The sequence below is a fragment of the Atopomonas hussainii genome (genome assembly GCF_900109735.1).
Classification (GTDB): Bacteria; Pseudomonadota; Gammaproteobacteria; order Pseudomonadales; family Pseudomonadaceae; genus Atopomonas; species Atopomonas hussainii.
In genome coordinates this window covers 94,130-117,982 of the sequence record NZ_FOAS01000003.1, presented here as the reverse complement: position 1 = coordinate 117,982, position 23,853 = coordinate 94,130, and the positions used below count along the sequence as shown (strand labels likewise).

Genomic DNA, 23,853 nt, shown 5'->3' with positions numbered 1-23,853 from the left:
GAGCAGGCAATGACCTATCAGCATCAATACAGCGACGGCACCCTGATCCATTTCCCGTTGGGCAAAGTGGTGTGCGTGGGGCGTAACTACGCCGAGCACGCTAAAGAGCTGAATAACCCAATCCCTACCGAGCCGATTCTATTTATTAAACCGGCAACCTCGGTGACCCCGCTGGCGCAAGGCGTGAGCCTGCCGCAAGACCGTGGCGATGTGCATTATGAGGCCGAGATTGCCGTGCTCATCGGCAAGCCGCTGAGCCAAAAGGTCAGCGCAGAAGAGGCCCGCGAAGCTATCGTGGGTATTGGCGCGGCGCTGGATCTGACCTTGCGTGGCCTGCAAAGCAAGCTGAAAGAAAAGGGCCACCCGTGGGAAGTGGCCAAGGCTTTCGATGGCGCTTGCCCGCTGTCGAGCTTTGTTGCCGCCGAGCGTTTTGAATCGCTGGAAGAGATTCCCGTGAGCCTGAGCATTAACGGCGAAGTTCGCCAGCAAGGTAGCAGCGCCGAGATGATCACGCCGATTCTGCCGCTGTTGCAGTACATCGCGCAGCACTTCACCTTGCAACCCGGCGATGTGGTGCTGACCGGTACGCCAGCCGGGGTTGGCCCGCTGCAATCGGGTGACCAACTGAGGCTGGCCTTGGGCGAGGTTTTGGCGGTTGAGACGCAGGTGCGTTAAGTGCTCCGCTAGCTGTTCAATAGGCTCAGAAAAAGCGCGATAAAAAAAATCGCGCTTTTTCGTTTCCTAGTATGCCTTTTCTAATGACGATCCCTAATCTTGCTCACAAGCCTGGATAAGCCAGGAGTTTTTACCACCATGATTATGAGGTGATTTATGACTAAGGCTGCCGTTAAGAAAGTTGCAGAAACTCAGGAAGCTACCGTACTGACCGACGTTAAAGCGTACGCGCGTCAAATTTGGCTGGCTGGCCTGGGCGCTTACGCCAAAGCCGGTAAAGAAGGCCTGGACTACTTCAAAGGCCTGGTTACCGAAGGTGAAGGCGTTGAGAAGCAGGGCAAAGAACTGGTTGCTGAGCAAGTTGAAGCCGCTAACAGCAAGTTCGACTCGGTAAAGAAAAATGTAAAAACTCAAGCTCAAGCTAAGCTGGATGTGGTTGAGAAGGCTTTCGATGAGCGCGTATCCGCTGCTCTGGGCCGTCTGAGCATCCCGTCGAAGAAAGACGTGGCTGAGCTGTCGGCTAAAATCGACGAGCTGAACGCAGCTATCAAAAAGCTGAGCGCTAAGTAATCCGTAAGGAGGCCCTATGGCTAGCAAGAAGAAGTCCGAAAACGTTGAAAGCAACTCTTGGCTGAACGAAGTCGAAAAGTATTCGCGTCAGATCTGGTTGGCTGGGCTGGGCGCTTACGCCAAGGCCAGCAAAGACGGCGCCAAGCTGTTTGACGGCTTGGTAGAGGACGGCGCGAAAGCGGAAGAGCTGGCCAAGGGTGCTGTCGAACAGCAGGTGAAAAACGTTGAGTCTGCCAAAGACAAAGCCGTAGACGCGGTGGAGTCGGTGAAAGACAAAGCGTTGGGCAAGTGGAATGCGCTGGAAGAGGCGTTTGATCGCCGTCTGAACAGTGCCGTTTCGCGCCTAGGCGTACCGAGCCGTAGCGAAGTGCGTGAGCTGCAGAAGAAAGTCGACGAATTAACCAAGCTGGTTAAGAAGTTGACCGACGAAGGCAAAAAGCCTGCTGCCGCCAAGCCCGCCGCCAAAGCACCGGCCGCTAAGCCTGCTGTCGCTGCTAAACCTGCGGCGGCCAAGCCAGCCGCTAAGCCGGCAGCGAAAAAACCAGCGGCGAAGAAGCCTGCTGCGCCTAAAGCAGCGGCTAAGCCCGCAGCTAAGCCGGCAGAAGCCGCTAAGCCTGCTGCCCCGGCAGCGGCGCCGGCGACGCCGAGCAGCAATAGCTGATCGACGCTGATCGACAGTAGTGCTCTAGCACAACGCCCGGCCTAGGCCGGGCGTTGTCATTTTCGGGGCTAGCTTTGGCGGCGTTATTCTTCGGCCAAATAGCGTCTGGCTAAATTGATGGTCACCGCCTGAGCCTGCTCGGTTAAGTGCGGGGCGGCGAGCATCATCATTTGATAGACCGCCACGCGCGATTCTGCCGGCTGGCCGACCATACGCTGGTACTCCAACGAGTAGAGCAAAGTCATGGTCAGCTGGTCGACCAAGCTGCCCAAGGCTTCGATATCGCTTTCAAGCACCCCTTCGGCTTTCAGTTTGGCGAGCAACAACGCCAGTGCTTGTTTGAGTTTGTTGATCCAGACCCGCATGCCGTGGGCCAGCTTGGGCAGCCGCTCGGCGAGGATCGACAAGTCTTGAAACAGGAAGCGGTAGTGCACCGTCTGCTCGACGATTAAGTGCAAAAACAGCCAGTAATCATGCGTGTTCAGCTCAACATCCACCGGCGGGTCGAGCAGATGTTGGCTGTCGGCTTGAAAGCGCTCAAACAGGGCGAGAATCAGCGGCTCTTTACCACGGAAGTGGTAATACAGATTGCCCGGGCTGATCTCCAGCTCGTTGGCGATCTCCAGTGTGGTGACTTGCGGCTCGCCCAAGCGGTTAAACAGCTCCAGCGCGCAGCTCAAAATGCGCTCGCGGGTTTTCGGTGGTCGCTGCTCAGCGCACATGAACGAAGATTCCGGGCGCATCGCCGAGCACAGGGTGGCTTTGGTTGCCGAGTGCCGGCACGGCTTCTTGTTTTTCGCCGGAGCGCTCTTGCATCCAGTTCAGCCAGGTTGGCCACCAACTGCCTTCTTGACGCTTAGCGTCGTACAGCCAAGCGCGTGGGTCGCTACTCAGGGCGCCGCTTTGGTAGAAATAGCGTTTACTACGTTTTTCCGGCGGGTTGAGGATGCTCTGCACGTGGCCGCTGGACGACAGAATGAAGCGGCTGTCGCCACCGAGCAAGTTGGCCGAGCGATAGACCGCATCCCATGGGGTGATGTGGTCGGTCATGCCGCCGATGGTCATGCTGTCGACGGTGACTTTTTTCAAATCAATCGGCGTGCCGCACACTTCGATGGCGTTGGCGCGGGCCAGTGGGTTGTGCTTGAAGCAGTCGAGCAAGTCGCCGTGCAAGGTGGCGGGCAGGCGGGTGTTGTCGTTGTTCCAGTACAGCACATCAAAGGCGGGTGGCTCTTTGCCGAGCAGGTAATTGTTGACCCAGTAATTCCAGATCAGGTCATTGGGCCTTAGCCAAGCAAACACACGGGCCATGTCGCGACCGTCGAGTACGCCTTGCTGATAGGAGCGGCGCTTGGCGGTTTCGATGGTTTCTTCGTTGGCGAACAGGGTCATCTGGCTGTCGATCTGGCAGTCCAGCAGGCTGACCAAATACGTGGCGCTGGCGACTTGCTTGAGCTTGCGCTTGGCGGCCAAGTGGCCCTGTAACAGCGCGATATTCATCCCGCCAGCACAGGCGCCGAGCAGGTGGACGTCTTTGCTGCCACAGATCTGCTGCATCACCTGCATGGCTTGCTGCACGGCTTCGGCGTAGCTCGACAGGCCCCATTCGCGATGCCGGGCGTCGGGGTTGCGCCAGCTGATGATGAAGGTCTGCAAGCCATGCTTTAAGCAGTAGCGCACAAAGCTTTTTTCCGGCGACAGGTCGAAGATATAAAACTTGTTGATCTGCGGCGGCACGATCAGCAGAGGCTTAGCGTAGACCTGTTCGGTAAGCGGTTTGTATTGAATCAGCTCGAACATGTCGCTGCGATACACCACGGCGCCTTCGCTGGTGGCGAGGTTTTTACCCACTTCGAAGGCGTGCTTGCTCACTTGGCTAGGCAGGCCGCCATTGTGCAGCCAGTCGTCAAACAAGTTGCGTAGGCCTTTGACCACGCTGTAGCCGGCGGTATCGAACAGCTCTTTAACCGCCTGCGGGTTAATCAGCGCGTTGCTCGGTGATGCGGCGTCGGTCAGTAGGCCCATCACAAACAGGGCGCGGGCTTTGTCTTCGCCAGGCAAGTCACTTTCTTTTAGCCAGCTGTGCAGCTGTTGCTGTACGGCTAAGTAGCTCTGCATGGTGCGGCGGTACAGCGGATTGAATTGCCACGTCGGGTCGTTAAAGCGTAAGTCGGTTTTGTTCGGCGCAATGGCGCTATCGCCCAGCACTACATGCCCCAAGGACTTACCCAGTTGGCCCAGATGCTTCAGGGTGTGCAGTGGCTGGCGCAAACCATGAAAGGCGATCTGGCGCAGACTGCCGAGTAAATTGCTGCCGCTGACGCCCACCATGGCGTTGCTGGCCACCATGATTTCGGCGTTACTGGGAAGTTCAGCGGGGTTTTGACGATGGGGCATGACAAAGCACTCCTGTGCAAAGCTCAGGTCAGTTCAATCGGCTGGAAAGGTGAGTCGTGCGCCTAACTGCGGCACGAAGGCATAAGCGTAGTCGCTGCGGGGCGACTACGCCGGTAACGCGGGGATTAAGAGCGGGCCAGCTGCGGGCGCGGGTGGATAATGGCACGCTGACGTTCCTCTTCGAGGAATTTCATAATGATGGGGGCAACGGTTTCGGCGCGGGTGACGAGGAACAGATGGCCATCATCGATGACATGTAACTCGGCATTGGGAATGCGCCAAGCCAGCAAACGCATGTTGGCCAGCGGGATAATCGGGTCATCATCGCCGGCCAGCACGAGGGTCGGTTGCTTGATCTTGTGCAGCCAGTGAATGCTGGTCCAGCCGAGGCCGGCAGCCAGCTGCCAGTAGTAGCCTACCTTGCCGGACGAACGCACTTTGGCCGCATGCTTCATGGCCAGGCCCGGGTCGCGGCGAAACGCACCACCGTAGATGTCTGGGGCGATATGTACGCCGTAAGACGGCTGAATGTAGCGCCGCGGACTGGCCATGCGCATCAGCACTTTGGGCTTGCCGGGGATCATCACGGCGCCGGCGGAGGTAGCGCACAGCACCAGCTTTTTGCAGCGCTCGGGGTAGTCGTGGGCAAATTGCTGCGCCAAGGCGCCGCCCCACGACACGCCGAGGGCGCACACTTGACCGTAATCTAAGTAGTCGAGCATGCGCGCGGCCAACTTCGCCAAACCGGGAAAACGGTAGGGCGTCGACGGCGTGGAGGAGCCGCCCACGCCCGGCACGTCAAACGCAATCACTTCTAAGTCGGGGCTCAGCGCTTGAACAAAGGGAAAGACCAGTTCCAAGTTGGCACCGATGCCATTGAACAGCAGTAACGGCGTGAGTGTGCCGTTACCGGGGCGGACAGCGGTACGAATCCGCTGGCCGTCCAGTTCAATGGTGCGAAAAATAAATGCGTTGGACATGACGACCGCTTCCTGTCTTGCTTATCGCTCGTGCACGTAAGTGCCGGGCGCAGCTTCAGCGGCGGGGAACTTGTTACTACCCACGCCTGCCGGAGCTTCTTTGTGTTTGCCGGAATGTTCGGTAATCCACTTGCCCCAGTGCAGCCACCAGGAATCCGTGTGCTTCGTACCTTTCTTCAGCCACTCATCCGGTGTGCCGGCCATATCCGGGTTGGTAATAAAGCGTGCCTTGGGGTTGCCAGGCGGGTTCAGAATACTCTGAATGTGGCCGCTCTGCGAAAGCACGAACTCGCACTTGCCGCCGAACATCTGCGCAGATTTGTAGCAGGCTTGCCACGGGGTGATGTGGTCGGTGACACCGGCCACGTAATACATGTCGCATTTGACCTGCTTGAGATCAATCGGTGTGCCACAGACTTCCAGCGCACCGGGGCGGGCCAGCGAGTTGTTCTTCAGCAGGTCAATGAAGTCGCCATGCAGGGCTGCCGGTAGACGCGTGGTGTCGTTGTTCCAGAACAGGATGTCGAACGCTGGCGGCTCATTGCCGAGCAGGTAGTTGTTAACCCAGTAGTTCCAGATCAGGTCGTTGGGGCGCATCCAGGCGAACACTTTGGCCATCTCGCTGCCTTCCAGCACGCCAGCTTGGTAGGAGTGGCGCTTGGCCGCTTCCAGCGTGCGCTCGTCGGCGAACAGGGCAGCCGGGGTGTCGACGCCTTGTTGCGGCTCGGTGTTCATCACGCTCACCAACTGGGTGAAGCTGTGCACCTTCTTTTGTCCCAGTGCGGCGTAGTGGCCCAGCAGCGATGAGGTGGTGATGCCGCCCGAGCAAGCGCCGATCATGTTGACGTCTTTGCTGCCGGTGATCGACAGGACGACATCGATGGCTTCTTTCAGGGCTTCGATATAGGTGTTCAACCCCCACTCGCGCTGCGACTTAGTCGGGTTGCGCCAGCTGATTACGAAGGTTTGCAGGCCTGTTTTAACGCAGAAGCGCGCCAAGGATTTTTCCGGCGACAGGTCGAAGACATAAAACTTGTTGATCTGCGGCGGCACCACTAACAGGGGGCGCTCAAGCACTTGCTCGCTCAGCGGCTTGTACTGAATCAGCTCCAGCACATCGTGGCGGAACACCACGTTGCCTTCGGTAAGGGCTAAGTTCTTGCCCACTTCAAAGGCTTTTTTGTTCACTTGGCTGGGCATGCCGCCGTTTTGCACCAAGTCTTTGGCCAGATTACTTAAGCCATCCAGCAGGCTTTTGCCGCCGGTTTCAAAAAAACGCTTCAGCGCTGCCGGGTTGGCCAGGCTGTTGGTCGGCGACATGGCTTCGGTCATCAGGGCGATAACGAATTTGCCGCGTTGCCGATCGAGGTCGGAGAGGCTGCTCTGGTCGGCCCAGTCATTGAGCTCTTTGCGCCAAGCTAAGTAGGTCTGCATGTAGCGCTTATACAGCGGGTTTTGGCTCCATGCCGGGTCACTAAAGCGGCGGTCATCGGCGGTGGGGGTCAGCTCAGATTGGCCGAGCATGACGTTCTTTAATTCAACGCCAAAGTGGCCGACGTGCTTGAGGCTATGCACAGGCTGACGCAGAAACTGCATCATCACCATGCGTGCCGACGACAGAATATCGCGCCCTTGAATACTGATGACCGGGTTCAGGTTCAGCGTATTCTCAGCTGCCTGGTCCTTTAGCTGCTCTTTTTCGTGACTCATGTCGTTCTCCGTCATCCTCGAAAGAGGGGAATCCAGCGGGACAGCAACGCATCGCGAACCGTGACGCTGGTCTGTTTGCTTATTTTTCTTGTCAAACGCAAAGCGCCATTACCTGTTACTCCAGTTACACGGTAATGACAAGCAAAAGACAAACACGCAAAAACTTGGCCAATTATGCCAACAAGCGGTTAGAAATTACTTTCTAGAGTTGACGTAGATGTGTGGTGTTTTGTAGCGCGGTGTTACAACCGAACGATGGTTGTGTGCGGGTCGCGGCTTTGTCCGGCGTCACGCAGCTGCTCTAGATAGCGGGCCCAAAGCTGTTCGCGCTGCGTGGCGAGGTGATACAGATAATCCCAGCTGTATAGACCGGAATCGTGGCCGTCATCGAAAACTAATTTCAACGCGTATTGCCCGGCAGGTTCGAGCGATACGAGGGCAACGTGTTGTTTGCCGTGCTGTAAAACAGGGCGTCCGTGGCCACGCACTTCGGCTGACGGTGAATGCACACGCAGGAACTCGGCGCTGAGCCGATAGCACTGTTCGCCGTAGCAAAGTTCTAGCTCGCGTGAGGCTTTGTGCAGTTTGATTTTGCTGGGCAGCATCAAGCCATCCTCCGGCGAAATAACGCCCCCAGCGCTGCTTGAGCGCTGGGGGCGTTCACTTAGCGATTGCCGCGATTGTCGTTACCGCCGCTACCACCTTTGCCGCCGTTGCCACGGTTGTTGGGCTTGCGACTGCCACCGCCACGGCGGCGATTGCTGCTGGGCTTGGCCGGTGCTTTGGGCACGTAATCGACACGGTTACCGAAGTCGTCATCGATGTTGTCAGGCAGATCCGGCATGTCGATTTGCAGGGTCTTCAGCAGCGCTGGGCGCTCGCGCTCTTGGCGGGACCAGGGCGTGTCGAGCAGGTCTTCCATGCGTGGCATGTTATGCCCGCCAAACGGCTTGCGCCCCGACTGGCGTGGTTGCCCTCCACGCCCGGTATTGTTGTTAGCTGGGCGGCGCTCTTGGTTATTGCGCGGATTGCTGCCGTTTTGCTCGCCGCGCGGCTTGCGTGGACGGTTCTCGCCGTTGTTATCACGCGCGCTATTACGCGGGTTTTCGCTGGCGGCAGCTGGGGTGCTGGTTTCGGCGCCGTCGGTGGGCTTTTTGCCACGGCGACGACGCTTCTTCTGCGCGTCACTGTTACTGGCGTCGCTGTTTTCATGGCGCGGCTTGTCGCCACGACCGTGGCCGCGACCTTGGCGTGGCGGGCGCGGGGCGTCTTGGCTTTGGCTTAAGTCGATGCTGCCCGCATCAAAGCCCATGCTGTCGCCGGCGGGAATCTTCTGCTGGGTGAACTTTTCGATCGCCTTGAGCAGTTTTTCTTCATCCGGTGCGACCAGCGAGATGGCCTCGCCACTACGCCCGGCGCGGCCGGTACGGCCAATGCGGTGCACGTAGTCTTCTTCGACATTGGGCAGCTCGTAGTTGACCACGTGCGGCAGTTGGTCGATATCCAAGCCACGTGCCGCGATATCGGTGGCGACCAAGACGCGAACTTCGTTGGCTTTAAAGTCAGCCAAGGCTTTGGTGCGGGCGTTTTGGCTCTTATTGCCGTGAATCGCCGCCGCGGTGAGGCCCTGCTTGATCAGGTATTCGGCCAGCCGATTGGCGCCGTGCTTGGTGCGGGTGAAGACTAGCACTTGCTCCCAGGCACCTTGGGTGATCAAGTGGGCCAGGAGCGGGCGCTTATGGGCGTTTTCCAACCGGTACACCGCTTGAGCGATGCGCTCGACGGTGGTGTTTGGTGGAGTGACTTCGATGCGCTCGGGGTTATCCAGCAGGCGGTTGGCCAGCGCGATGATGTCTTTATTAAAGGTGGCCGAGAACAGCAGGTTCTGCCGCTTGGCGGGCAAGCGGGCGAGCACCTTTTTAACGTCGTGGATAAAGCCCATGTCGAGCATGCGGTCGGCTTCGTCCAGCACAAGAATTTCAACTTGGCTCAGGTCTACGGCGTTTTGTCCCAGCAGGTCGAGCAGGCGTCCGGGACAGGCGACCAGCACGTCGACGCCCTTGCTGAGCTTTTTGATCTGCGGGGTCATGCCCACGCCGCCAAAAATACACGCGCTATTGAGCAGCAGGTCACGGGCATACAGCTGGAAGCTGTCGTGCACTTGCGCGGCTAGCTCGCGGGTGGGGGTCAATACCAGCACGCGGGCTTGCTTGGCACCGTGGCGCTGCTCGCGATCGGGGTGCCCGGCGGGGAAGAGTTTTTCCAGCACGGGCAAGGCAAAACCGCCGGTTTTACCGGTACCGGTTTGTGCCGCAACCATCAAATCGCGGCCGCTTAATACGGCGGGGATGGCGCGTTGCTGGACAGGGGTGGGTTCGTTGTAGCCTGCAGCGGCTACGGCTTGGCTCAACGCCTCAGAAAGTCCGAGGTTTGCAAATGGCATGCACTGTACCTATGTGGTCGGCGGGGCCGATCGTCATGCGCGGGTCTATGCATCTGGCAAACTGGTGAGTTCCGTCGGCGGCTTGCTCCGTGCGCTGGGAGCAGGCTCCGGCGGCGGCCGGATGCGAATAAGCGAAGCAGTTCGCAGTACCACAACAGCAGGCGGGTGAGCGGCCTTCAACGCTGAAGGCCGCCAAGGTTTAGCGCGGTAACTTCAAGTTGTGCCAGATGGCAAGGCTGGGCTCGGCTTGGTTCAGTGTGTAGAAGTGCAGGCCGGGGGCGCCGCCTTGAAGGAGGCGTTCGCACATGGCGGTGATCACTTCTTCACCAAAGGCCTGGATGCTGTCGATGTCGTCACCGTAGGCTTCCAGCTGTTTGCGGATCCAGCGGGGGATTTCCGCGCCGCAGGCGTCCGAGAAACGGGCCAGCTTGCTGTAGTTGGTAATCGGCATGATGCCCGGCACGATCGGTTGTGTCACCCCTAATTTTTCTGCGCACTCGACAAAATGGAAATAACAGTCGGCGTTGAAGAAGTATTGGGTGATGGCACTGTCGGCGCCGGCCTGCATTTTGCGCACGAAGTTGTTCAGGTCGGTTTCGAAGCTGCGCGCCTGCGGGTGGGCTTCGGGATAGGCGGCCACTTCAATGTGAAAATGATCGCCGGTTTCGGCGCGAATGAATTCGACCAACTCGTTGGCAAAGCGCAGTTCGCCGGAGGCCATGCCCATGCCAGAAGGCAGGTCGCCACGCAGCGCAACGATGCGTTGAATGCCGTTGCTTTGGTAGGTATTGAGCAGCTCGCGCAGCTCGGCTTTGCTGTCGCCGACGCAGGATAAATGCGGTGCGGTGGGGACTTTCACCTCGCCATCCAACTGCAAAACAGTGTTGAGCGTGCGGTCGCGGGTGGAGCCACCGGCGCCATAGGTGCAGGAGAAAAAGTCCGGGTTATAGCCAGCCAGTTGGCGGGCGACGTTGAGCAGTTTTTCGTGGCCAGCGTCGGTCTTCGTCGGGAAGAACTCAAAGCTGTAGCGGCGTTCTTGAGACATACACAATCCGTCAGTCAGGGCAGCTTAGGCTGCCCAACGTAAAAATGACGATGGGCAGCGGCTGCCCATCGTGCGGGCCAGGCTTAGTAGCGGTAGGTGTCCGGCTTGAAGGGGCCTTCTTGCGGCACGTCGATGTACTCGGCTTGCTTGCTGGTCAGCTGGGTTACCACGCCGCCGAAGCCTTTCACCATTTCCAAGGCGACTTCTTCGTCGAGCTTCTTCGGCAGCACAGTCACGCTCAGCTTGGCGGCTTTGTCGGCAGCCGGTAACTCAGCGAACTTGCGTTCGAACAGGTACATCTGCGCCAGTACTTGGTTGGCGAACGAGCCATCCATGATGCGGCTTGGGTGGCCAGTAGCGTTGCCCAAGTTCACCAAGCGGCCTTCGGCCAGCAGGATCAGATAGTCATCATTGGTCGGATCGAGGTCTTTGCCGGTGCGGTGAATCTTGTGCACCTGCGGCTTCACTTCTTCCCAAGCCCAGTTGGCGCGCATGAAGGCGGTGTCGATTTCGTTGTCGAAGTGGCCGATGTTGCACACCACAGCGCGGGCTTTCAGTGCCTTGAGCATGCCGGCGTCGCAGACGTTGACGTTGCCGGTGGTGGTGACGATCAGGTCGATCTTGCCCAGCAGCGCAGCGTCGACGCTGGCGTCGGTGCCGTCGTTAATGCCGTTCTTGTACGGCGAAACCACTTCGTAGCCGTCCATGCAGGCTTGCATGGCGCAGATCGGGTCGACTTCGGTGACTTTAACGATCATGCCTTCTTGGCGCAGCGAAGCAGCTGAGCCCTTGCCCACGTCGCCGTAACCGATCACCAGCGCTTGCTTGCCAGACAGCAGGTGGTCGGTGCCGCGCTTGATGGCGTCGTTAAGGCTGTGACGGCAGCCGTACTTGTTGTCGTTCTTACTCTTGGTGACCGAGTCGTTGACGTTGATGGCCGGCACTTTCAGGGTGCCTTTTTTCAGCATCTCAACCAGACGATGTACGCCGGTGGTGGTTTCTTCGGTGATGCCGTGGATCTTCTCCAGCATCGCCGGGTACTTCTGGTGGATGATCTGGGTCAGGTCGCCGCCGTCATCCAGAATCATGTTGGCGTCCCACGGCTGGCCATCTTTGAGGATGGTTTGCTCGATGCACCACTCGTACTCTTCTTCAGTTTCACCTTTCCACGCGAAGACCGGAATGCCGGCGTTGGCGATGGCCGCAGCGGCTTGGTCTTGGGTGGAGAAAATGTTGCAGCTCGACCAGCGCACTTCGGCACCCAGGGCGATCAGGGTTTCGATCAGTACGGCGGTTTGGATGGTCATGTGGATACAGCCGATGATCTTCGCGCCTTTCAGCGGCTGCTCGCCGGCATATTTGCGGCGCAGGCCCATCAGGGCAGGCATTTCAGATTCGGCGATGATGATTTCTTTGCGGCCCCAATCGGCCAGGCTTATGTCGGCAACCTTAAAGTCTGCAAACGCGGTCATGCGCTTCTCCATTCGTTGTGTGAATGGGCGCCGTTGTGCGTGTGACCATGCTGGTCGAACGCGCCCCAACCGAGCCTGACAGAGAACCTGCTGCAGCGCCCCTCGGGTGGGTGGCGGGACACGGCGTAGCGCCGTGCAAAGTGCAGGCAAGTATAGCGGCCACGGCGGGTCTGCCCAAGGCTTTCTGTCGTTTGCGGAGATTTTTACTAACAGTTTTTGTCTAGGGCCAAAGGCTGGGCTCGGGCACACTGCGCGGCTTTTGTTGCTGAGGCAGTGGGCATGCAGTGGTTGCGTTGGTTGGGGTGTTGCAGTGTGGTGTTGTTGGTGGGCTGCAAAGAGGTCGACCCCAATTCGCCTGAGGGCAAGCGCAGCGCGGTGTTTAAACAAATGCTCAGCCACAGCCAGACCTTGCGTGATTATCAGCGTGGTGAACGATTATTCGATTCGGCTGAGGTGGCCCAGCACGCGCAAGCCTTGGCCGGCTTGAGTGGGCAGGCGTGGCAGTATTATCCGCCATTGCCGGAGGATGCCGATGTGGCGCAGTCGGCGCGTCAAGCACAGTTTGCCGGCTATGCGCAGCAGCTTGAACAGGCGGCCCAGCGCTTGCAACAAGTGACGCAAGAGTTGCCGGCGGTAAACGCGACGTTTGTGGAGGCGCTACAGGCCGTGAATGCCGGGTGCAGCGGTTGCCATCAAGAGTTTCGTGGTTATTAAGGCATGAGCTGCTGAGCGGCGAGCAGTTTGCGACAAGCATAAAAAAACGGCGCGCCGGATCTCCGAGCGCGCCGTTTTTTATGGCGGGGCTTACAGGCCGGCAGCAGCTCGCAGTGCGGCGGCTTTGTCGGTCTGTTCCCACGAGAAGGTGGTGAAGGTGTCGTCGCCGACGGTGATTTGCTCCGGCAGGCGACCAAAGTGGCCGTACGCGGCGGTGCGGCGGTACATGGGGTGCAGCAGGTCGAGCATCTTAGTGATGGCGTACGGACGCAGGTCGAAATGCTCACGCACCAGCTGAATGATCTGCGCATCGCTGAGCTTGCCGGTGCCGAAGGTGTTCAGCGAAATGGACGTCGGCTGCGCCACACCGATGGCGTAGGACACCTGAATTTCGCACTTGTCGGCCAGGCCGGCGGCGACGATGTTCTTCGCCACGTAACGACCGGCGTAGGCGGCCGAGCGGTCCACCTTAGATGGGTCTTTACCAGAGAACGCGCCGCCGCCGTGGCGGGCCATGCCGCCGTAGGTGTCGACGATGATTTTACGGCCGGTTAAGCCGCAGTCGCCCACCGGGCCGCCGATCACAAAGTTGCCGGTCGGGTTGATGTGGAACTGGGTGTCTTTGTGCAGCAGCTCGGCAGGGATGACGTGCTTAACGATCAGCTCCATCACGCCTTCACGCAGGTCGGCTAGCGACACATCGGGGTTGTGCTGGGTCGACAGTACGATGGCGTCGATGCCGGCCACTTTGCCGTTTTCGTAGCGGCAGGTGACTTGGCTTTTCGCATCCGGGCGCAGCCACGGCAGTAGGCCGCTCTTGCGCGCTTCGGCTTGACGCTCGACCAAACGGTGGCTGAAGCAGATCGGCGCAGGCATCAGCACGTCGGTTTCGTTGCTGGCGTAGCCAAACATCAGGCCTTGGTCGCCGGCGCCTTGGTCTTCGGGCTTGCTGCGGTCGACGCCTTGGGCGATGTCCACCGATTGCTTGCCGATCACGTTCATCACGCCGCAAGTAGAGCCGTCGAAGCCCACTTCGCTGCTGGTGTAGCCGATGTCGTTGATCACATCACGCACGATCTGCTCAAGGTCGACCCACGCGCTGGTGGTGACTTCGCCGGCGACAATCGCCACGCCGGTTTTTACCAGCGTTTCCACTGCCACGCGGGCGTGCTTGTCTTCGGTGATGATGGCGTCCAGTACGGCATCGGAGATCTGGTCGGCGATCTTGTCCGGATGGCCTTCAGAGACGGATTCAGAGGTAAACAGGGAGTATTCGCTCATTGGGGCAATGTCCTATGACCGGAGTGTGGAAACGTCTGCCGTAGGCAGGCGATAAAAATGGCGGATTTGCAGTTGGAAGCCGTTACGCAGGCCTAAGTACAGGCTGTCGCCGCTGGCAAGCTCGGCGTGCGAGGCCCACTGGGCCAATTCTTCTTGCTCGAAGCCTAGCCACAGATCGCCGCAGGCGTCGCGCGCCCAGGCTTGATCGTGCGGGCACAACTCGCTAATCAGTAAATGACCGCCGGGCTTCACCAGCTGGCTGAGTGCTTGCAGCGCCTCGGCGGGCGCTGGCAAGTGATGCAGCACCATGTTCAGCACCACGCAGTCAGCCGGCGCGCAGGGCTGTTGCAGGGCGTCGGCCAGCAGTAGTTTGACGTGCTTGAGGCCTGCGCTGTGGCAGTGCTCGCGGGCTTGTTCGAGCATTGCTGGGCTGTTGTCTAGCGCGATCACACGGCTAAAACGCTCGGCCAGCGCCGGTAAAAAACGTCCATCGCCGGAGCCCACGTCAATCGCGCAGGCGTTGTCTGGCAGGCTCAAGGTGTCGAGCAGGTTAAGCACGGCGTCGTGGTACTGCTCTAGGCCGGCGATCAGATCCTGCTGGGCTTGGAATTTATCTGCCACACGGGCGAAGTAGTCGCGGCTGACGGCGGCGCGCTGCGCGTGGATGAGCTCGATTTGCTCGCTGATGGCTGCTTCTAACTCGCACTGATCGACACTCGCCAGCAGGGCGCTGTGCAGCGCGGTATGCGGATGCTCGGCTTTGGGTAGGGCACGGCGATAGAAGATCGCATTGCCTTCACGGCGTGTAGCCACCAAGCAAGCTTGGGCAAGCACTTTTAAGTGGTGGCTCATGCCCGATTGGGTGGTGGCGAAGATCTGCGCCAGTTCCAGCACGCCGAACGAATCGTTGGCCAGCGCACGCAAAATATTCAGGCGCAGCGCATCGCCGGCAGCTTTATTCAGCTGCGCGAGGCTGTCGAGCGTCGAGAAGGCGGGCGTGGCGATACTGTTCATGGCGAGCCAGTCTAGAGAGGTAATTCCGACTCGGCAAGCAAAGCATCAAAAAAAATTGATATAGGTTTTGGCTAATAGGTGTCGATGGGGTCGACATCCAACGACCAGCGCACCTTGCGGCCCTCGGGCAGGCTCTCAAGTTGCGCCAGCCATGGCGCGAGCAGTTGATGCAGCGGCGCGCGTTGTTCGCTGAGCAGTAACAGCTGCGCGCGATGCTTGCCGCCGCGCTTGGCCATGGGCGCGGGCACGGGGCCCAGTAGTTCGACACTGGCGCTTGGGCATAGGCCCTCGGCCAGCGTGCAGGCCTGCTGCAAAAACTGCTCGGCCAGCGCCGGTTGGTTGGCTTCGGCGCGCAGCAAGGCCATCTGGCTAAAGGGTGGCAGGCCGGCTTGGCGGCGCTCGTGCAGGGCTTGTTCGGCAAAGGCGAAATAGCCGCTTTCGCACAGCTGCACCAATAAAGGATGGTCGGCCAGCTGGCTTTGGATCAGTACACGGCCGGGTTGGCTATCGCGCCCGGCGCGCCCAGCGACCTGAATAATCTGCTGCGCCATGCGCTCGGCGGCGCGGAAGTCTGCCGAGAACAGCCCGCCGTCGGCTTCCAGAATGGCCACTAAGGTGACCTGTGGAAAGTGATGCCCTTTGGCGAGCATTTGCGTGCCCAGCAAGATGCACGGCTCGCCGCGTTGAATCTGCGCGAACAAGGCTTGCATGCTGTGCTTGCCGCGCGTGCTGTCGCGGTCGATGCGCAGCACCGGGTAGTCGGGGAAGAGTTCTAGCAGGCGCTCTTCGCTGCGTTCGGTGCCCACGCCAATCGGCAGTAACTCAGTGGATTGGCATTTGGGACAGGCCTCCGGAATGCGCCGCTGACTATCGCAGTGATGGCAGCGCAAACGTTGCTGGCGTTGGTGTAGGGTCAGGCGTGCATCGCAGCGCGAGCACTCGGCCTGCCAGCCGCAATGGCTGCACAGCAGGGTGGGGGCAAAGCCGCGCCGGTTAAGAAACACCAATACCTGCTGGCCTTTGCCGAGCGTGTCACGCATGGCGCCGAGCAAAGGTTGCGACAGACCGCCATCCAGCGGGCGGCTTTTAATATCTAGGCGCAATAGCTTGGGCGGCTGGGCGTGACCGGCGCGCTGGTTGAGTTTGAGCTGCGCATAGCGGCCTTGTTGGGCGTTGTGCAGGCTTTCCAGCGACGGCGTGGCGGAGCCAAGCAGCACCGGTACGTTCTCTAGACGGCCGCGCAGCACAGCTAGATCGCGCGCGTGATAGCGCAGGCCTTCCTGCTGCTTATACGAGGCGTCGTGTTCCTCGTCGACCACAATCAGGCCGGGCTTAGCCAGCGGCGTGAACAGTGCCGAGCGGGTGCCGATGACGATATCCAGCTCACCGGCGCGGGCTTTAAGCCATACATCCAAGCGTTCGCGGTCGGTGAGGTTGGAGTGCAGCATGGCGATGCGTGCATTAAAACGCTCGGTAAAGCGGCTTAGGGTTTGCGGGCCAAGGTTGATCTCCGGGATCAGCACCAGCACTTGCTGGCCAGCACGCAGCACTTGGTGAATTAGCTGCAAATACACTTCGGTTTTGCCGCTGCCGGTGACACCAGCCAATAAGTACGGCTGAAAGCGGCCAAGCCCGGCGCTCAGGGCGTGCAGTGCTGTTTGTTGCTCGCTGTTCAGCGGCAGCTCGGCAGCATGCAGCCATTGACTGGGGCGTGGCTTGCTCTGGTGGCGGTGACAGGTGAGGCTCACCAAACCTTTGCTTTGCAGGTTATCTAGAGTGGCTTTTTGTAAGTCGAAACGCGCCAGATTGGTGTGCTGGATGCCGTGCGGGTGCTGCTTGAGTACGCGCAATGCGGCTTGCTGTTTGGGTGCGCGATTAAGGCTTGGGTCGTCGGCGCGCGCTTCTGGCGCTGCCTGCCAAATCCACTGGTCGGGCATTTGCGCGGCTTCGCCTTGGCGCAACAGGCTTGGCAGTGCCCACGCCAAGGTGTCGCCTAAGCTGTGCTGGTAATACTGCGCGGTGCGCAAGGCGAGCTGCCAAACGCTGTCGGGCAGCAGTGGCTCGTGGTCGAGTAGCTCGAGCGCGGCGCGCAGTTTGTCGGCCGGCACTTCGCTGTGCTGCTGCGTGCGAATCAACACGCCGACCACTTCACGACGGCCAAACGGCACGCGCAAACGCACGCCGGGGCGCAGCAGAGCTGGGTTGCAACCGAGCGGTGGCAGGTAGTCGAATAAGCGGCGCAGGGGCGAGGGCAAAGCCAGTTGCAGAATCACAGGGCAGCCACGGCGAATAAATACGGGCCGGCGAGCATAGCACGCAGGCGCAAAAGTCTTGCCCACCTGCCGCACTCTGGTATGATGCCGCCCTATTTTTCCGCACAGCGCTGGCTGTGTTAATGCGTGCGGTGCCCGTTCAAGTCGGATGGGTGGCGGCACTACTCTTAATGAGGATCTCCCATGAAAGCTGATATCCATCCGCGCTACGAAGACATCGAAGCTACCTGCAGCTGCGGTGCCACCATCAAGACTCGCTCTACCCTGTGCGCCCCGATCCACCTGGACGTTTGCGCTTCTTGCCACCCGTTCTACACCGGCAAGCAGAAGATCGTTGACGCTGGCGGCCGTATCGATCGCTTCAAGCAGCGCTTCGGCGTGGTTAGCAGCAAGAAGTAATCTTGCTGTGGCGAGCAAGCTGATGCAGCTTGGCAAGCTAGTAAAAAAGGCGCTGATGATCAGCGCCTTTTTTGTGCCCATGGGTTTTGTGCAAGCCGCCTGTGAGGCACCCACCAAGCTCACGTGGCATACGGTGGCTAAGGTGGTGGATGGCGATACGCTAAAGCTCGCCGATGGCCGGAGCGTGCGCTTAATTGGCATCAATACGCCTGAGCTGGCGCGCCAAGGGCGCAGCGCCGAGCCGTTTGCTGAGCAGGCACGGCGCGCCTTGCAGGCTGAGTTGAGCGCTAGTGGTGGTGAAGTCGGCTTGCTGCTCGGGCGCGATCGCCAGGATCACTACGGCCGTACCTTAGCGCACGGTTTCACTCGCAGCGGCAGTAATCTTGAGGAGCACTTGCTGCGTGATGGCTTGGGCTGGCAAGTGGCGATAGCGCCGAACACTCAGCTTGCCGCTTGTCACTTGGCGGCCGAACGCGTGGCGCAGCAGGGCAAGCGTGGTGTGTGGTCGCGCCCCTTGAGTGCGCACGTGCAGCAGGCAGGGTTTCAGCCTTTGCTGGCGCGCGTTAAAACGGTGCAGCGCAATCGTGGTGGTATCTGGCTAGAGCTGGAAAACGGCGCCGTGGCGCGTATTGCTTGGGCGCATGCTAAACAGGTCTGGCCCAGTGATACGCAGCTGCAAGCGCGCCAGTGGCTGGTCAAAGGCTGGTGGCGCGATCGTCAGCGCGAGGTGGCCGCCAGCGGGCGCGCGCGTTGGTTGGTAGACTTGCAGCATCCAAGCATGTTGAGGGAATGGCCATGATGTCTTGTGTGCGCAGCGTATTGGCGCTGCTGCTGTTGGGTTTGCTCGCCGGATGCGCGGTCAACCCGGCCACCGGTAAAACCGATTTTGTGATGATGAGCGAGCGCGACGAAGTCAGCCTCGGCCAGCGCTATCACCAAGAGGTGCTCAAGCAATACAGCTTGGTGGAAGACCAAGCCTTGCGTGCTTACGTCGAGCGCATCGGTCAGCGCATGGCGCGCGCCAGTCACCGCAGTAATCTCAATTACCAGTTCACTGTGGTGGATAGCCCGGATGTCAACGCCTTCGCGCTGCCCGGTGGCTATATCTATATCCATCGCGGCCTGCTCAGTTACTTAAACACCGAAGCCGAGTTGGCCGCGGTGTTGGGTCATGAGATTGGCCACGTTACTGCGCGACATAGCGTGCGCCAGCATGGCCAGTCGACCGCGCTTAGCGTGCTTGCCAACGTGGTGGCAATCGGCACCGGCGTAGGCGCGGCGGGCGATTTGACCAACGTGCTCGGCACCGCCGTGGTGCGTGGCTATGGCCGCGATATGGAGCTAGAAGCCGACGGCTTCGGTGCGCAGTATTTAGCGCGCGCCGGTTATGACCCGCAGGCGATGATCCAAGTGGTGCGCGTGCTCAAGGCGCAGGAGGACTATGCCAAGGCTCGCGCTGCCGCGCAGGGCAAGCCCGTGCAAACCGGTTACCACGGTTTGTTTGATACCCACCCCGATAACGATCGCCGTTTGCAAGAAGTGATCGCCAAAGTGCCTGGTGGCGGCGCGGGTGAGGTGAATCGCGAGGCCTTCTTGCAGGCGCTTAATGGCATGGCCTTTGGTGACTCAGCTGCCTCGGGGGTGCGCCGTGGGCAGCGTTTTTATCATGCGGATTTGAACTTCACCCTCGAATACCCAGCGGGCTGGGGCATAGTCAATCAGCCGGATAAACTGATCGGCCATACGTCCGACGAGCAGGCCTTCATCATCATGGGCATGGAAGATAAAGACGCGCGCCTGACGCCCGAAGAGTTCTTGCGCAAGAAGCTTGGTCGCGAGCGCTTGGTGGATGAGTTTCAGCTCAATCAGTCCGGTGTGACCGGCTATGCCGCGATGATCCCCGGCGACAAAGCGCGGCGCCTAGCGGTGCTTTATCACGACAAGTACGCCTACCTGTTTGTCGCAGCCGTGAAAGGCCGAGCGCCGATTGAAACGCAAGACGATCAGTTCTTGCGGGTGATTCGTAGCTTCCGCCCGCTGACCAGCAAAGAAAAAGCCTTGGCGCAGCCGCTGCGCATTCGCCTACACACGGTCAAGGCCGGCGAAACCATTCGTAGCCTCGCGGCGAAGAGCAAATTTAACGACGACGGCGAAAATCAGCTGCGCTTACTCAATGGCCTGTATCCGCAGGGCGAGGTACGTGCCGGGCAGGTGATTAAGGTCGTCAAGTAAGCCCAGCGAGCGAATCTTGACCTGTGCGTCGAGCTTTGTTCTTGAGCGATTAGGGGAGTTTTCGTATGCTCGACGACCTCCCCGTTGTCACCACCAACCGGAACTGTAGACATGTCTGATCTGAAACAAGCTGCACTCGCGTATCACGCCGAGCCCCGTCCGGGCAAAATCAGCGTAGAAATCAGCAAACCCACCGCCACGGCGCGTGACCTGACCTTGGCCTACAGCCCCGGTGTGGCAGAGCCTGTGCGTGAGATTGCGAAAGATCCGGAAGATGCCTACAAGTACACCGCCAAGGGCAACTTGGTCGCGGTGATTTCCGACGGCACGGCGATTTTGGGCTTAGGTAACTTGGGCCCGCTGGCCTCCAAGCCGGTGATGGAAGGCAAGGGTGTTTTATTCAAGCGTTTTGCCGGTGTGGACGTGTTCGACATCGAAGTGGCCTCAGAAAGCCCGCAAGCGTTTATCGATACCGTTAAGCGCATCTCGATTACCTTCGGTGGCATCAACCTCGAAGACATCAAGGCTCCTGAGTGCTTTGAAATCGAGCGCGCACTGATTGAGCAGTGCGACATTCCGGTCTTCCACGATGACCAGCACGGCACCGCCATTGTGACCGCTGCCGGCATGCTCAATGCGCTGGAAATCGCCAACAAGAAGATTGAAGACGCGCGCATCGTGTGTTTGGGCGCCGGTGCGGCGGCCATCGCGTGCATGAAGTTGCTGGTGAGCATGGGCGCGAAGATCGAAAACATCTTCATGCTTGACCGCAAAGGCGTGATTCACGCCGGTCGTGATGACCTGAACCAGTACAAAGCTATGTTCGCCCACGAAACCGCTGCACGCACCTTAAGCGATGCCATGGACGGTGCGGATGTGTTCGTTGGTCTGTCGGGCGCTAACCTGCTGTCGCCGGAAGACCTCAAGCGCATGGCGCCGAATCCGGTGGTGTTTGCCTGCTCTAACCCGGACCCAGAAATTCAGCCTGAGCTGGCCCATCAAACCCGCTCTGACCTGATCATGGCCACCGGTCGTTCGGACTACCCGAACCAAGTGAACAACGTGCTGGGCTTCCCCTTCATCTTCCGCGGTGCGCTAGACGTGCGTGCGACGCGCATCAATGAAGAGATGAAGATCGCCGCTGCCTACGCCCTGCGTGATCTGGCCAAAGAGCCAGTGCCGCAAGAAGTACTGACCGCGTATGGCGTGGATAAGCTGGAATACGGCACTGAGTACATCATTCCTAAGCCGTTGGACCCGCGCCTGATTTCTGTGGTTTCCGCAGCTGTAGCGCAAGCGGCGGTCGACAGTGGCGTCGCTTCGCTGCCGTATCCGGCGCACTATCCGCTGGGCAGTGTGGATGACGTGTTTAAGCGCTAACCGCGCCGTGTAAAAAAAGCCCCGCGAATGCGGGGCTTTTTTGTTGGGGTTGGCTGGCGGCTAAGCGCTTAGAACAAGTCAATCGGTGCAGCGCTACCGCCAGCGCTGGGCGCGCCACCGTAGTTGTCCTGCGGGAAGCTGCCAATCGGCTCGGCCGGCGGTGGCGTGTGTTCTGATTTGAACACTTCGAAATAGGCATCGTTGGCGCCCGGTGCGGCGGCGCGGCCCGTGTTGGGGTCTACGCGCATGCTCACCATGCCAGCCGGTTCGCTGGGCAGATGGTTGGGCATGTCTTGCAATGCGGCGCCCATGTAGCTCATCCAGATGGGCAGGGCTGCGGTGCCGCCGTACTCGTTGCGGCCGAGGCTTTCCGGCTGGTCGAAGCCGACCCAGACAGTGGTCACTAGGTCGGCGTTGTAGCCGGAGAACCAGGCATCTTTGCTGTCGTTGGTGGTGCCGGTTTTGCCGGCCAAGTCGCTGCGCCCTAAGGCTAATGCGCGCCGCCCGGTGCCGCGACGGATCACGTCTTGCAGCATGCTGGTCATCAGGTAAGCGGTGCGCTCGTCGATTACTTGCTGCATGTGCAGGTCTTCGACGGCAGCCTCGTTCGCGGCGACTTCGGCAGCCAGTTGGCTAAGGCTCATACTTTCGCCGGTTTCTTCTTGGTCGAGCGCGGTGGTTTGTTTAGCTGGCGGCAGGGTGCTGAACAGCTCTTTGCCGTCGCGGTCGGTGATGCGTTCGATCAAGTAGGGTTTGATCTGGTAACCACCGTTGGCAAACACACTCCAGCCCGTGGCGATTTGCATCGGCGTGAGGCTGGCGGTGCCCAAGGCGAGCGAGTAATTGCGCGGCAGGTCGTCGGGCTCGAAGCCAAACAGCTGAGCGTATTTCAGTGCGTAGTCGATGCCGATGTCTTGCAGCAGGCGAATCGACACTAAGTTGCGTGAGCGATACAGCGCTTCGCGTAGGGTAATGGGGCCGAGGAACGTGTTGTTGTCATTCTTCGGGCGCCACACCTTGTCGAGATGCTCATCGACAAACACGATCGGTGCGTCGTTGACTAGGCTGGCCGGGGAGTAGCCCTTGTCCAGCGCGGCAGCATAGATAAACGGCTTAAAGCTGGAGCCCGGCTGGCGCTTGGCCTGCACGGCGCGGTTGTAGTTGCTTTGCTCAAACGAGAAGCCGCCGACAAGTGCTTCAATTGCCCCTGTGTGCGGGTTGAGCGATACCAGTGCGCTTTGCGCTTTGGGTACTTGGGCAAACTGCCAGCTCTGCACCTCGTCTTTAGTAATTTTCTCAAGGCGAATGATATCGCCCACTTGCACCACGTCAGCGGGCTGCTTGGGGCTGGCACCCATGCTGCGGCTGTTGATGAACGGGCGTGCCCATTTCATGCTGTCCCAGGCCACTACGTGCTCTTCGCCATTGCGCAGGCGCGCCATCAGGCCGCTGGCCTCAACGCTGGTGACTAGCGCTGGCTCCATGCCGTTCATGGTGCTGAGTTGGCTGAGGCGTTGCAGTTGTTCGGCAAGTGGCTTGTCACCAAGGCGCGCTTCCGGACCGCGATAGCCGTGGCGGTGGTCGTACTCAATCAGGCCTTTACGCAGTGCCTGATTGGCAATTTGCTGTCGCTCACTGTTGATGGTGACGAACACATTGAAGCCGTCGGTATACGCCGCGCTGCCATAGCGGCCGACCATCTCCGCGCGGGCCATTTCGGCAATATAGGGGGCGCTGACTTCGGGGCTGGGCACGTGATAGCGAGCATCCACTGGGGCGCTCAGTGCCACTTGCAGGCTTGGCTCGTCGATATAGCCCAGCTTGTTCATGCGGCCGAGAATCCAGTCACGTCGCTCTTTAGCGCGCTCAGGGTTGACCAGCGGGTTGAAGCGCGAAGGCGCTTTGGGCAGGCCAGCGATCATCGCTAGCTGCGCGAGAGAGAGCTCTTGGATGCCTTTGCCGTAGTAAACATTGGCAGCCGCCTCAATGCCGTAGGCGCGGTTGCCGAGGTAAATCTTGTTCACGTACAGCTCAAGAATTTCATCCTTGCTCAGCTGACGTTCGATCTGTAATGCCAGCAGGATCTCATTCAGTTTGCGCGAGAAGCTACGCTCACTGGAGAGGAAGAAGTTTTTCGCCACCTGCATGGTGATGGTCGAGCCGCCCGTTTGAATGCGCCCGCTTTGCAATAATTGAGCGGCAGCGCGCATCAAGCTTTTTACATCGACGCCATAATGATGTTGAAAGTTGTCGTCTTCAGCGGCCAGTAACGCATGGACAAAATCCTGCGGCACTTGCTCGATCGTGATGGGGTTGCGGCGCATTTCGCCAAATTCGGCGATCAAGCGCTGATCCTGGCTGTAGACGCGCAGAGGGATCTGCAACTGCACCGACTTCAGAGCGTCGACGTCGGGCAGGGTGGGGTTGAGGTACAGAAAGGCACCGCTTAGAGCCATGATGGGTGCGCAAAGCAACGCCAGCAGCGACCACCAGAAAAACTTAATAACGCGCATGGGGCTGAGAAAGTCCTGAAAAAATAACAGGTTAAGAAATGCGGATGAGGACAGGAGGAAGCGCTTCACATTATACGCGGATTTTTTCGTGGTG

18 protein-coding genes, 2 pseudogenes and 1 riboswitch are annotated in these 23,853 nt (G+C 59.4%); of the genes and pseudogenes, 8 read left to right on the top strand and 12 right to left on the bottom strand.

The annotated features are described in order from the left end of the window. Window positions 1-9 precede the first annotated feature (9 nt). From BMX80_RS03615 to BMX80_RS03605, 3 genes and pseudogenes are all read left to right on the top strand, one after another. Window positions 10-675, top strand: coding sequence for a fumarylacetoacetate hydrolase family protein (locus BMX80_RS03615; protein WP_074865226.1), 666 nt, complete (start codon window positions 10-12; stop codon window positions 673-675). A 156-nt stretch (window positions 676-831) separates the two neighbouring features. Further along, window positions 832-1,245, top strand: a complete 414-nt coding sequence (locus BMX80_RS03610) for a phasin family protein (RefSeq protein ID WP_071870910.1) — start codon at window positions 832-834, stop codon at window positions 1,243-1,245. A 16-nt stretch (window positions 1,246-1,261) separates the two neighbouring features. Next, window positions 1,262-1,888 (top strand): annotated as a pseudogene (locus tag BMX80_RS03605) (phasin family protein); the annotation flags it as partial. 101 nt (window positions 1,889-1,989) lie between these two features. Here the strand turns inward: BMX80_RS03605 and BMX80_RS03600 are convergent. The 8 genes and pseudogenes from BMX80_RS03600 to ahcY form a co-directional block, all read right to left on the bottom strand. After that, window positions 1,990-2,628 (bottom strand): TetR/AcrR family transcriptional regulator, encoded by a 639-nt coding sequence (locus tag BMX80_RS03600; protein ID WP_071870908.1) that lies wholly within the window; start codon window positions 2,626-2,628, stop codon window positions 1,990-1,992. Beyond that, window positions 2,618-4,303, bottom strand: coding sequence for a class II poly(R)-hydroxyalkanoic acid synthase (gene phaC, locus BMX80_RS03595; RefSeq protein WP_074865220.1), 1,686 nt, complete (start codon window positions 4,301-4,303; stop codon window positions 2,618-2,620). The genes BMX80_RS03600 and phaC (BMX80_RS03595) overlap by 11 nt, the downstream gene beginning before the upstream one ends. A gap of 125 nt (window positions 4,304-4,428) precedes the next feature. After that, window positions 4,429-5,283, bottom strand: coding sequence for a poly(3-hydroxyalkanoate) depolymerase (gene phaZ / locus BMX80_RS03590; RefSeq protein WP_071870906.1), 855 nt, complete (start codon window positions 5,281-5,283; stop codon window positions 4,429-4,431). A 21-nt stretch (window positions 5,284-5,304) separates the two neighbouring features. Continuing rightward, window positions 5,305-6,993, bottom strand: a complete 1,689-nt coding sequence (gene phaC, locus BMX80_RS03585) for a class II poly(R)-hydroxyalkanoic acid synthase (RefSeq protein ID WP_071870905.1) — start codon at window positions 6,991-6,993, stop codon at window positions 5,305-5,307. Between the two features lie 242 nt (window positions 6,994-7,235). Then, window positions 7,236-7,601 (bottom strand): gamma-butyrobetaine hydroxylase family protein, encoded by a 366-nt coding sequence (locus BMX80_RS03580; protein WP_074865219.1) that lies wholly within the window; start codon window positions 7,599-7,601, stop codon window positions 7,236-7,238. Window positions 7,602-8,289: 688 nt separating this feature from the next. Then, window positions 8,290-9,436 (bottom strand): annotated as a pseudogene (locus BMX80_RS18075) (DEAD/DEAH box helicase); the annotation flags it as partial. Window positions 9,437-9,635: 199 nt separating this feature from the next. Then, window positions 9,636-10,481: a methylenetetrahydrofolate reductase [NAD(P)H] gene (gene metF / locus BMX80_RS03570; protein ID WP_074865216.1), complete on the bottom strand. Its 846-nt coding sequence runs from the start codon at window positions 10,479-10,481 to the stop codon at window positions 9,636-9,638. Between the two features lie 83 nt (window positions 10,482-10,564). Then, complete coding sequence (gene ahcY / locus BMX80_RS03565; RefSeq protein WP_074865211.1) at window positions 10,565-11,965, bottom strand: adenosylhomocysteinase; 1,401 nt, start codon at window positions 11,963-11,965, stop codon at window positions 10,565-10,567. A gap of 6 nt (window positions 11,966-11,971) precedes the next feature. Next, window positions 11,972-12,063: riboswitch (S-adenosyl-L-homocysteine riboswitch) on the bottom strand. Between the two features lie 169 nt (window positions 12,064-12,232). Between ahcY and BMX80_RS03560 the strand changes: the two genes are divergently transcribed. Beyond that, window positions 12,233-12,667, top strand: coding sequence for a c-type cytochrome (locus tag BMX80_RS03560; protein ID WP_074865208.1), 435 nt, complete (start codon window positions 12,233-12,235; stop codon window positions 12,665-12,667). Between the two features lie 90 nt (window positions 12,668-12,757). Here the strand turns inward: BMX80_RS03560 and metK are convergent, their stop codons facing one another. The 3 genes from metK to BMX80_RS03545 form a co-directional block, all read right to left on the bottom strand. After that, window positions 12,758-13,948 (bottom strand): methionine adenosyltransferase, encoded by a 1,191-nt coding sequence (gene metK, locus BMX80_RS03555; RefSeq protein ID WP_074865204.1) that lies wholly within the window; start codon window positions 13,946-13,948, stop codon window positions 12,758-12,760. 12 nt (window positions 13,949-13,960) lie between these two features. Beyond that, the gene (locus BMX80_RS03550; protein ID WP_074865202.1) at window positions 13,961-14,962 is read right to left on the bottom strand and encodes an ArsR/SmtB family transcription factor; all 1,002 of its coding nucleotides are present in this window, start codon (window positions 14,960-14,962) and stop codon (window positions 13,961-13,963) included. Between the two features lie 71 nt (window positions 14,963-15,033). Beyond that, on the bottom strand, window positions 15,034-17,235 hold the full coding sequence (locus tag BMX80_RS03545; RefSeq protein ID WP_235821597.1) for a primosomal protein N': 2,202 nt from the start codon (window positions 17,233-17,235) through the stop codon (window positions 15,034-15,036). A 183-nt stretch (window positions 17,236-17,418) separates the two neighbouring features. On the opposite strand from BMX80_RS03545, the gene rpmE reads away from it, so the two are divergent. The 4 genes from rpmE (at window position 17,419) to BMX80_RS03525 (ending at window position 21,246) form a co-directional block, all read left to right on the top strand. Then, window positions 17,419-17,634, top strand: coding sequence for a 50S ribosomal protein L31 (rpmE, locus tag BMX80_RS03540; RefSeq protein ID WP_071870899.1), 216 nt, complete (start codon window positions 17,419-17,421; stop codon window positions 17,632-17,634). A gap of 55 nt (window positions 17,635-17,689) precedes the next feature. After that, on the top strand, window positions 17,690-18,433 hold the full coding sequence (locus BMX80_RS03535) for a thermonuclease family protein (protein ID WP_407922773.1): 744 nt from the start codon (window positions 17,690-17,692) through the stop codon (window positions 18,431-18,433). Continuing rightward, window positions 18,433-19,866 carry a M48 family metalloprotease gene (locus BMX80_RS03530; RefSeq protein ID WP_074865573.1) on the top strand — a complete coding sequence of 478 codons (1,434 nt, stop codon included), beginning with the start codon at window positions 18,433-18,435 and terminating at the stop codon, window positions 19,864-19,866. The genes BMX80_RS03535 and BMX80_RS03530 overlap by 1 nt, the downstream gene beginning before the upstream one ends. 111 nt (window positions 19,867-19,977) lie before the next feature. Further along, window positions 19,978-21,246: a malic enzyme-like NAD(P)-binding protein gene (locus BMX80_RS03525; RefSeq protein ID WP_071870898.1), complete on the top strand. Its 1,269-nt coding sequence runs from the start codon at window positions 19,978-19,980 to the stop codon at window positions 21,244-21,246. A 68-nt stretch (window positions 21,247-21,314) separates the two neighbouring features. On the opposite strand, the gene BMX80_RS03520 is transcribed toward BMX80_RS03525, so the two are convergent. Next, complete coding sequence (locus tag BMX80_RS03520) at window positions 21,315-23,759, bottom strand: penicillin-binding protein 1A (RefSeq protein ID WP_074865200.1); 2,445 nt, start codon at window positions 23,757-23,759, stop codon at window positions 21,315-21,317. Window positions 23,760-23,853 lie beyond the last annotated feature (94 nt).

Excerpts from the sequence above, each read along its gene's own strand:
- BMX80_RS03550 (WP_074865202.1), bottom strand. The coding sequence starts at position 14,962 with ATGAACAGTATCGCCACGCCCGCCTTCTCGACGCTCGACAGCCTCGCG.
- BMX80_RS03530 (WP_074865573.1), top strand. The coding sequence starts at position 18,433 with ATGTCTTGTGTGCGCAGCGTATTGGCGCTGCTGCTGTTGGGTTTGCTC.
- BMX80_RS03520 (WP_074865200.1), bottom strand. The coding sequence starts at position 23,759 with ATGCGCGTTATTAAGTTTTTCTGGTGGTCGCTGCTGGCGTTGCTTTGC.
- metF (WP_074865216.1), bottom strand. The coding sequence starts at position 10,481 with ATGTCTCAAGAACGCCGCTACAGCTTTGAGTTCTTCCCGACGAAGACC.
- BMX80_RS03535 (WP_407922773.1), top strand. The coding sequence starts at position 17,690 with ATGATCAGCGCCTTTTTTGTGCCCATGGGTTTTGTGCAAGCCGCCTGT.
- ahcY (WP_074865211.1), bottom strand. The coding sequence starts at position 11,965 with ATGGAGAAGCGCATGACCGCGTTTGCAGACTTTAAGGTTGCCGACATA.
- BMX80_RS03525 (WP_071870898.1), top strand. The coding sequence starts at position 19,978 with ATGTCTGATCTGAAACAAGCTGCACTCGCGTATCACGCCGAGCCCCGT.
- phaC (WP_074865220.1), bottom strand. The coding sequence starts at position 4,303 with ATGCCCCATCGTCAAAACCCCGCTGAACTTCCCAGTAACGCCGAAATC.
- metK (WP_074865204.1), bottom strand. The coding sequence starts at position 13,948 with ATGAGCGAATACTCCCTGTTTACCTCTGAATCCGTCTCTGAAGGCCAT.
- BMX80_RS03610 (WP_071870910.1), top strand. The coding sequence starts at position 832 with ATGACTAAGGCTGCCGTTAAGAAAGTTGCAGAAACTCAGGAAGCTACC.
- rpmE (WP_071870899.1), top strand. The coding sequence starts at position 17,419 with ATGAAAGCTGATATCCATCCGCGCTACGAAGACATCGAAGCTACCTGC.
- phaC (WP_071870905.1), bottom strand. The coding sequence starts at position 6,993 with ATGAGTCACGAAAAAGAGCAGCTAAAGGACCAGGCAGCTGAGAATACG.
- phaZ (WP_071870906.1), bottom strand. The coding sequence starts at position 5,283 with ATGTCCAACGCATTTATTTTTCGCACCATTGAACTGGACGGCCAGCGG.
- BMX80_RS03560 (WP_074865208.1), top strand. The coding sequence starts at position 12,233 with ATGCAGTGGTTGCGTTGGTTGGGGTGTTGCAGTGTGGTGTTGTTGGTG.
- BMX80_RS03615 (WP_074865226.1), top strand. The coding sequence starts at position 10 with ATGACCTATCAGCATCAATACAGCGACGGCACCCTGATCCATTTCCCG.
- BMX80_RS03600 (WP_071870908.1), bottom strand. The coding sequence starts at position 2,628 with ATGTGCGCTGAGCAGCGACCACCGAAAACCCGCGAGCGCATTTTGAGC.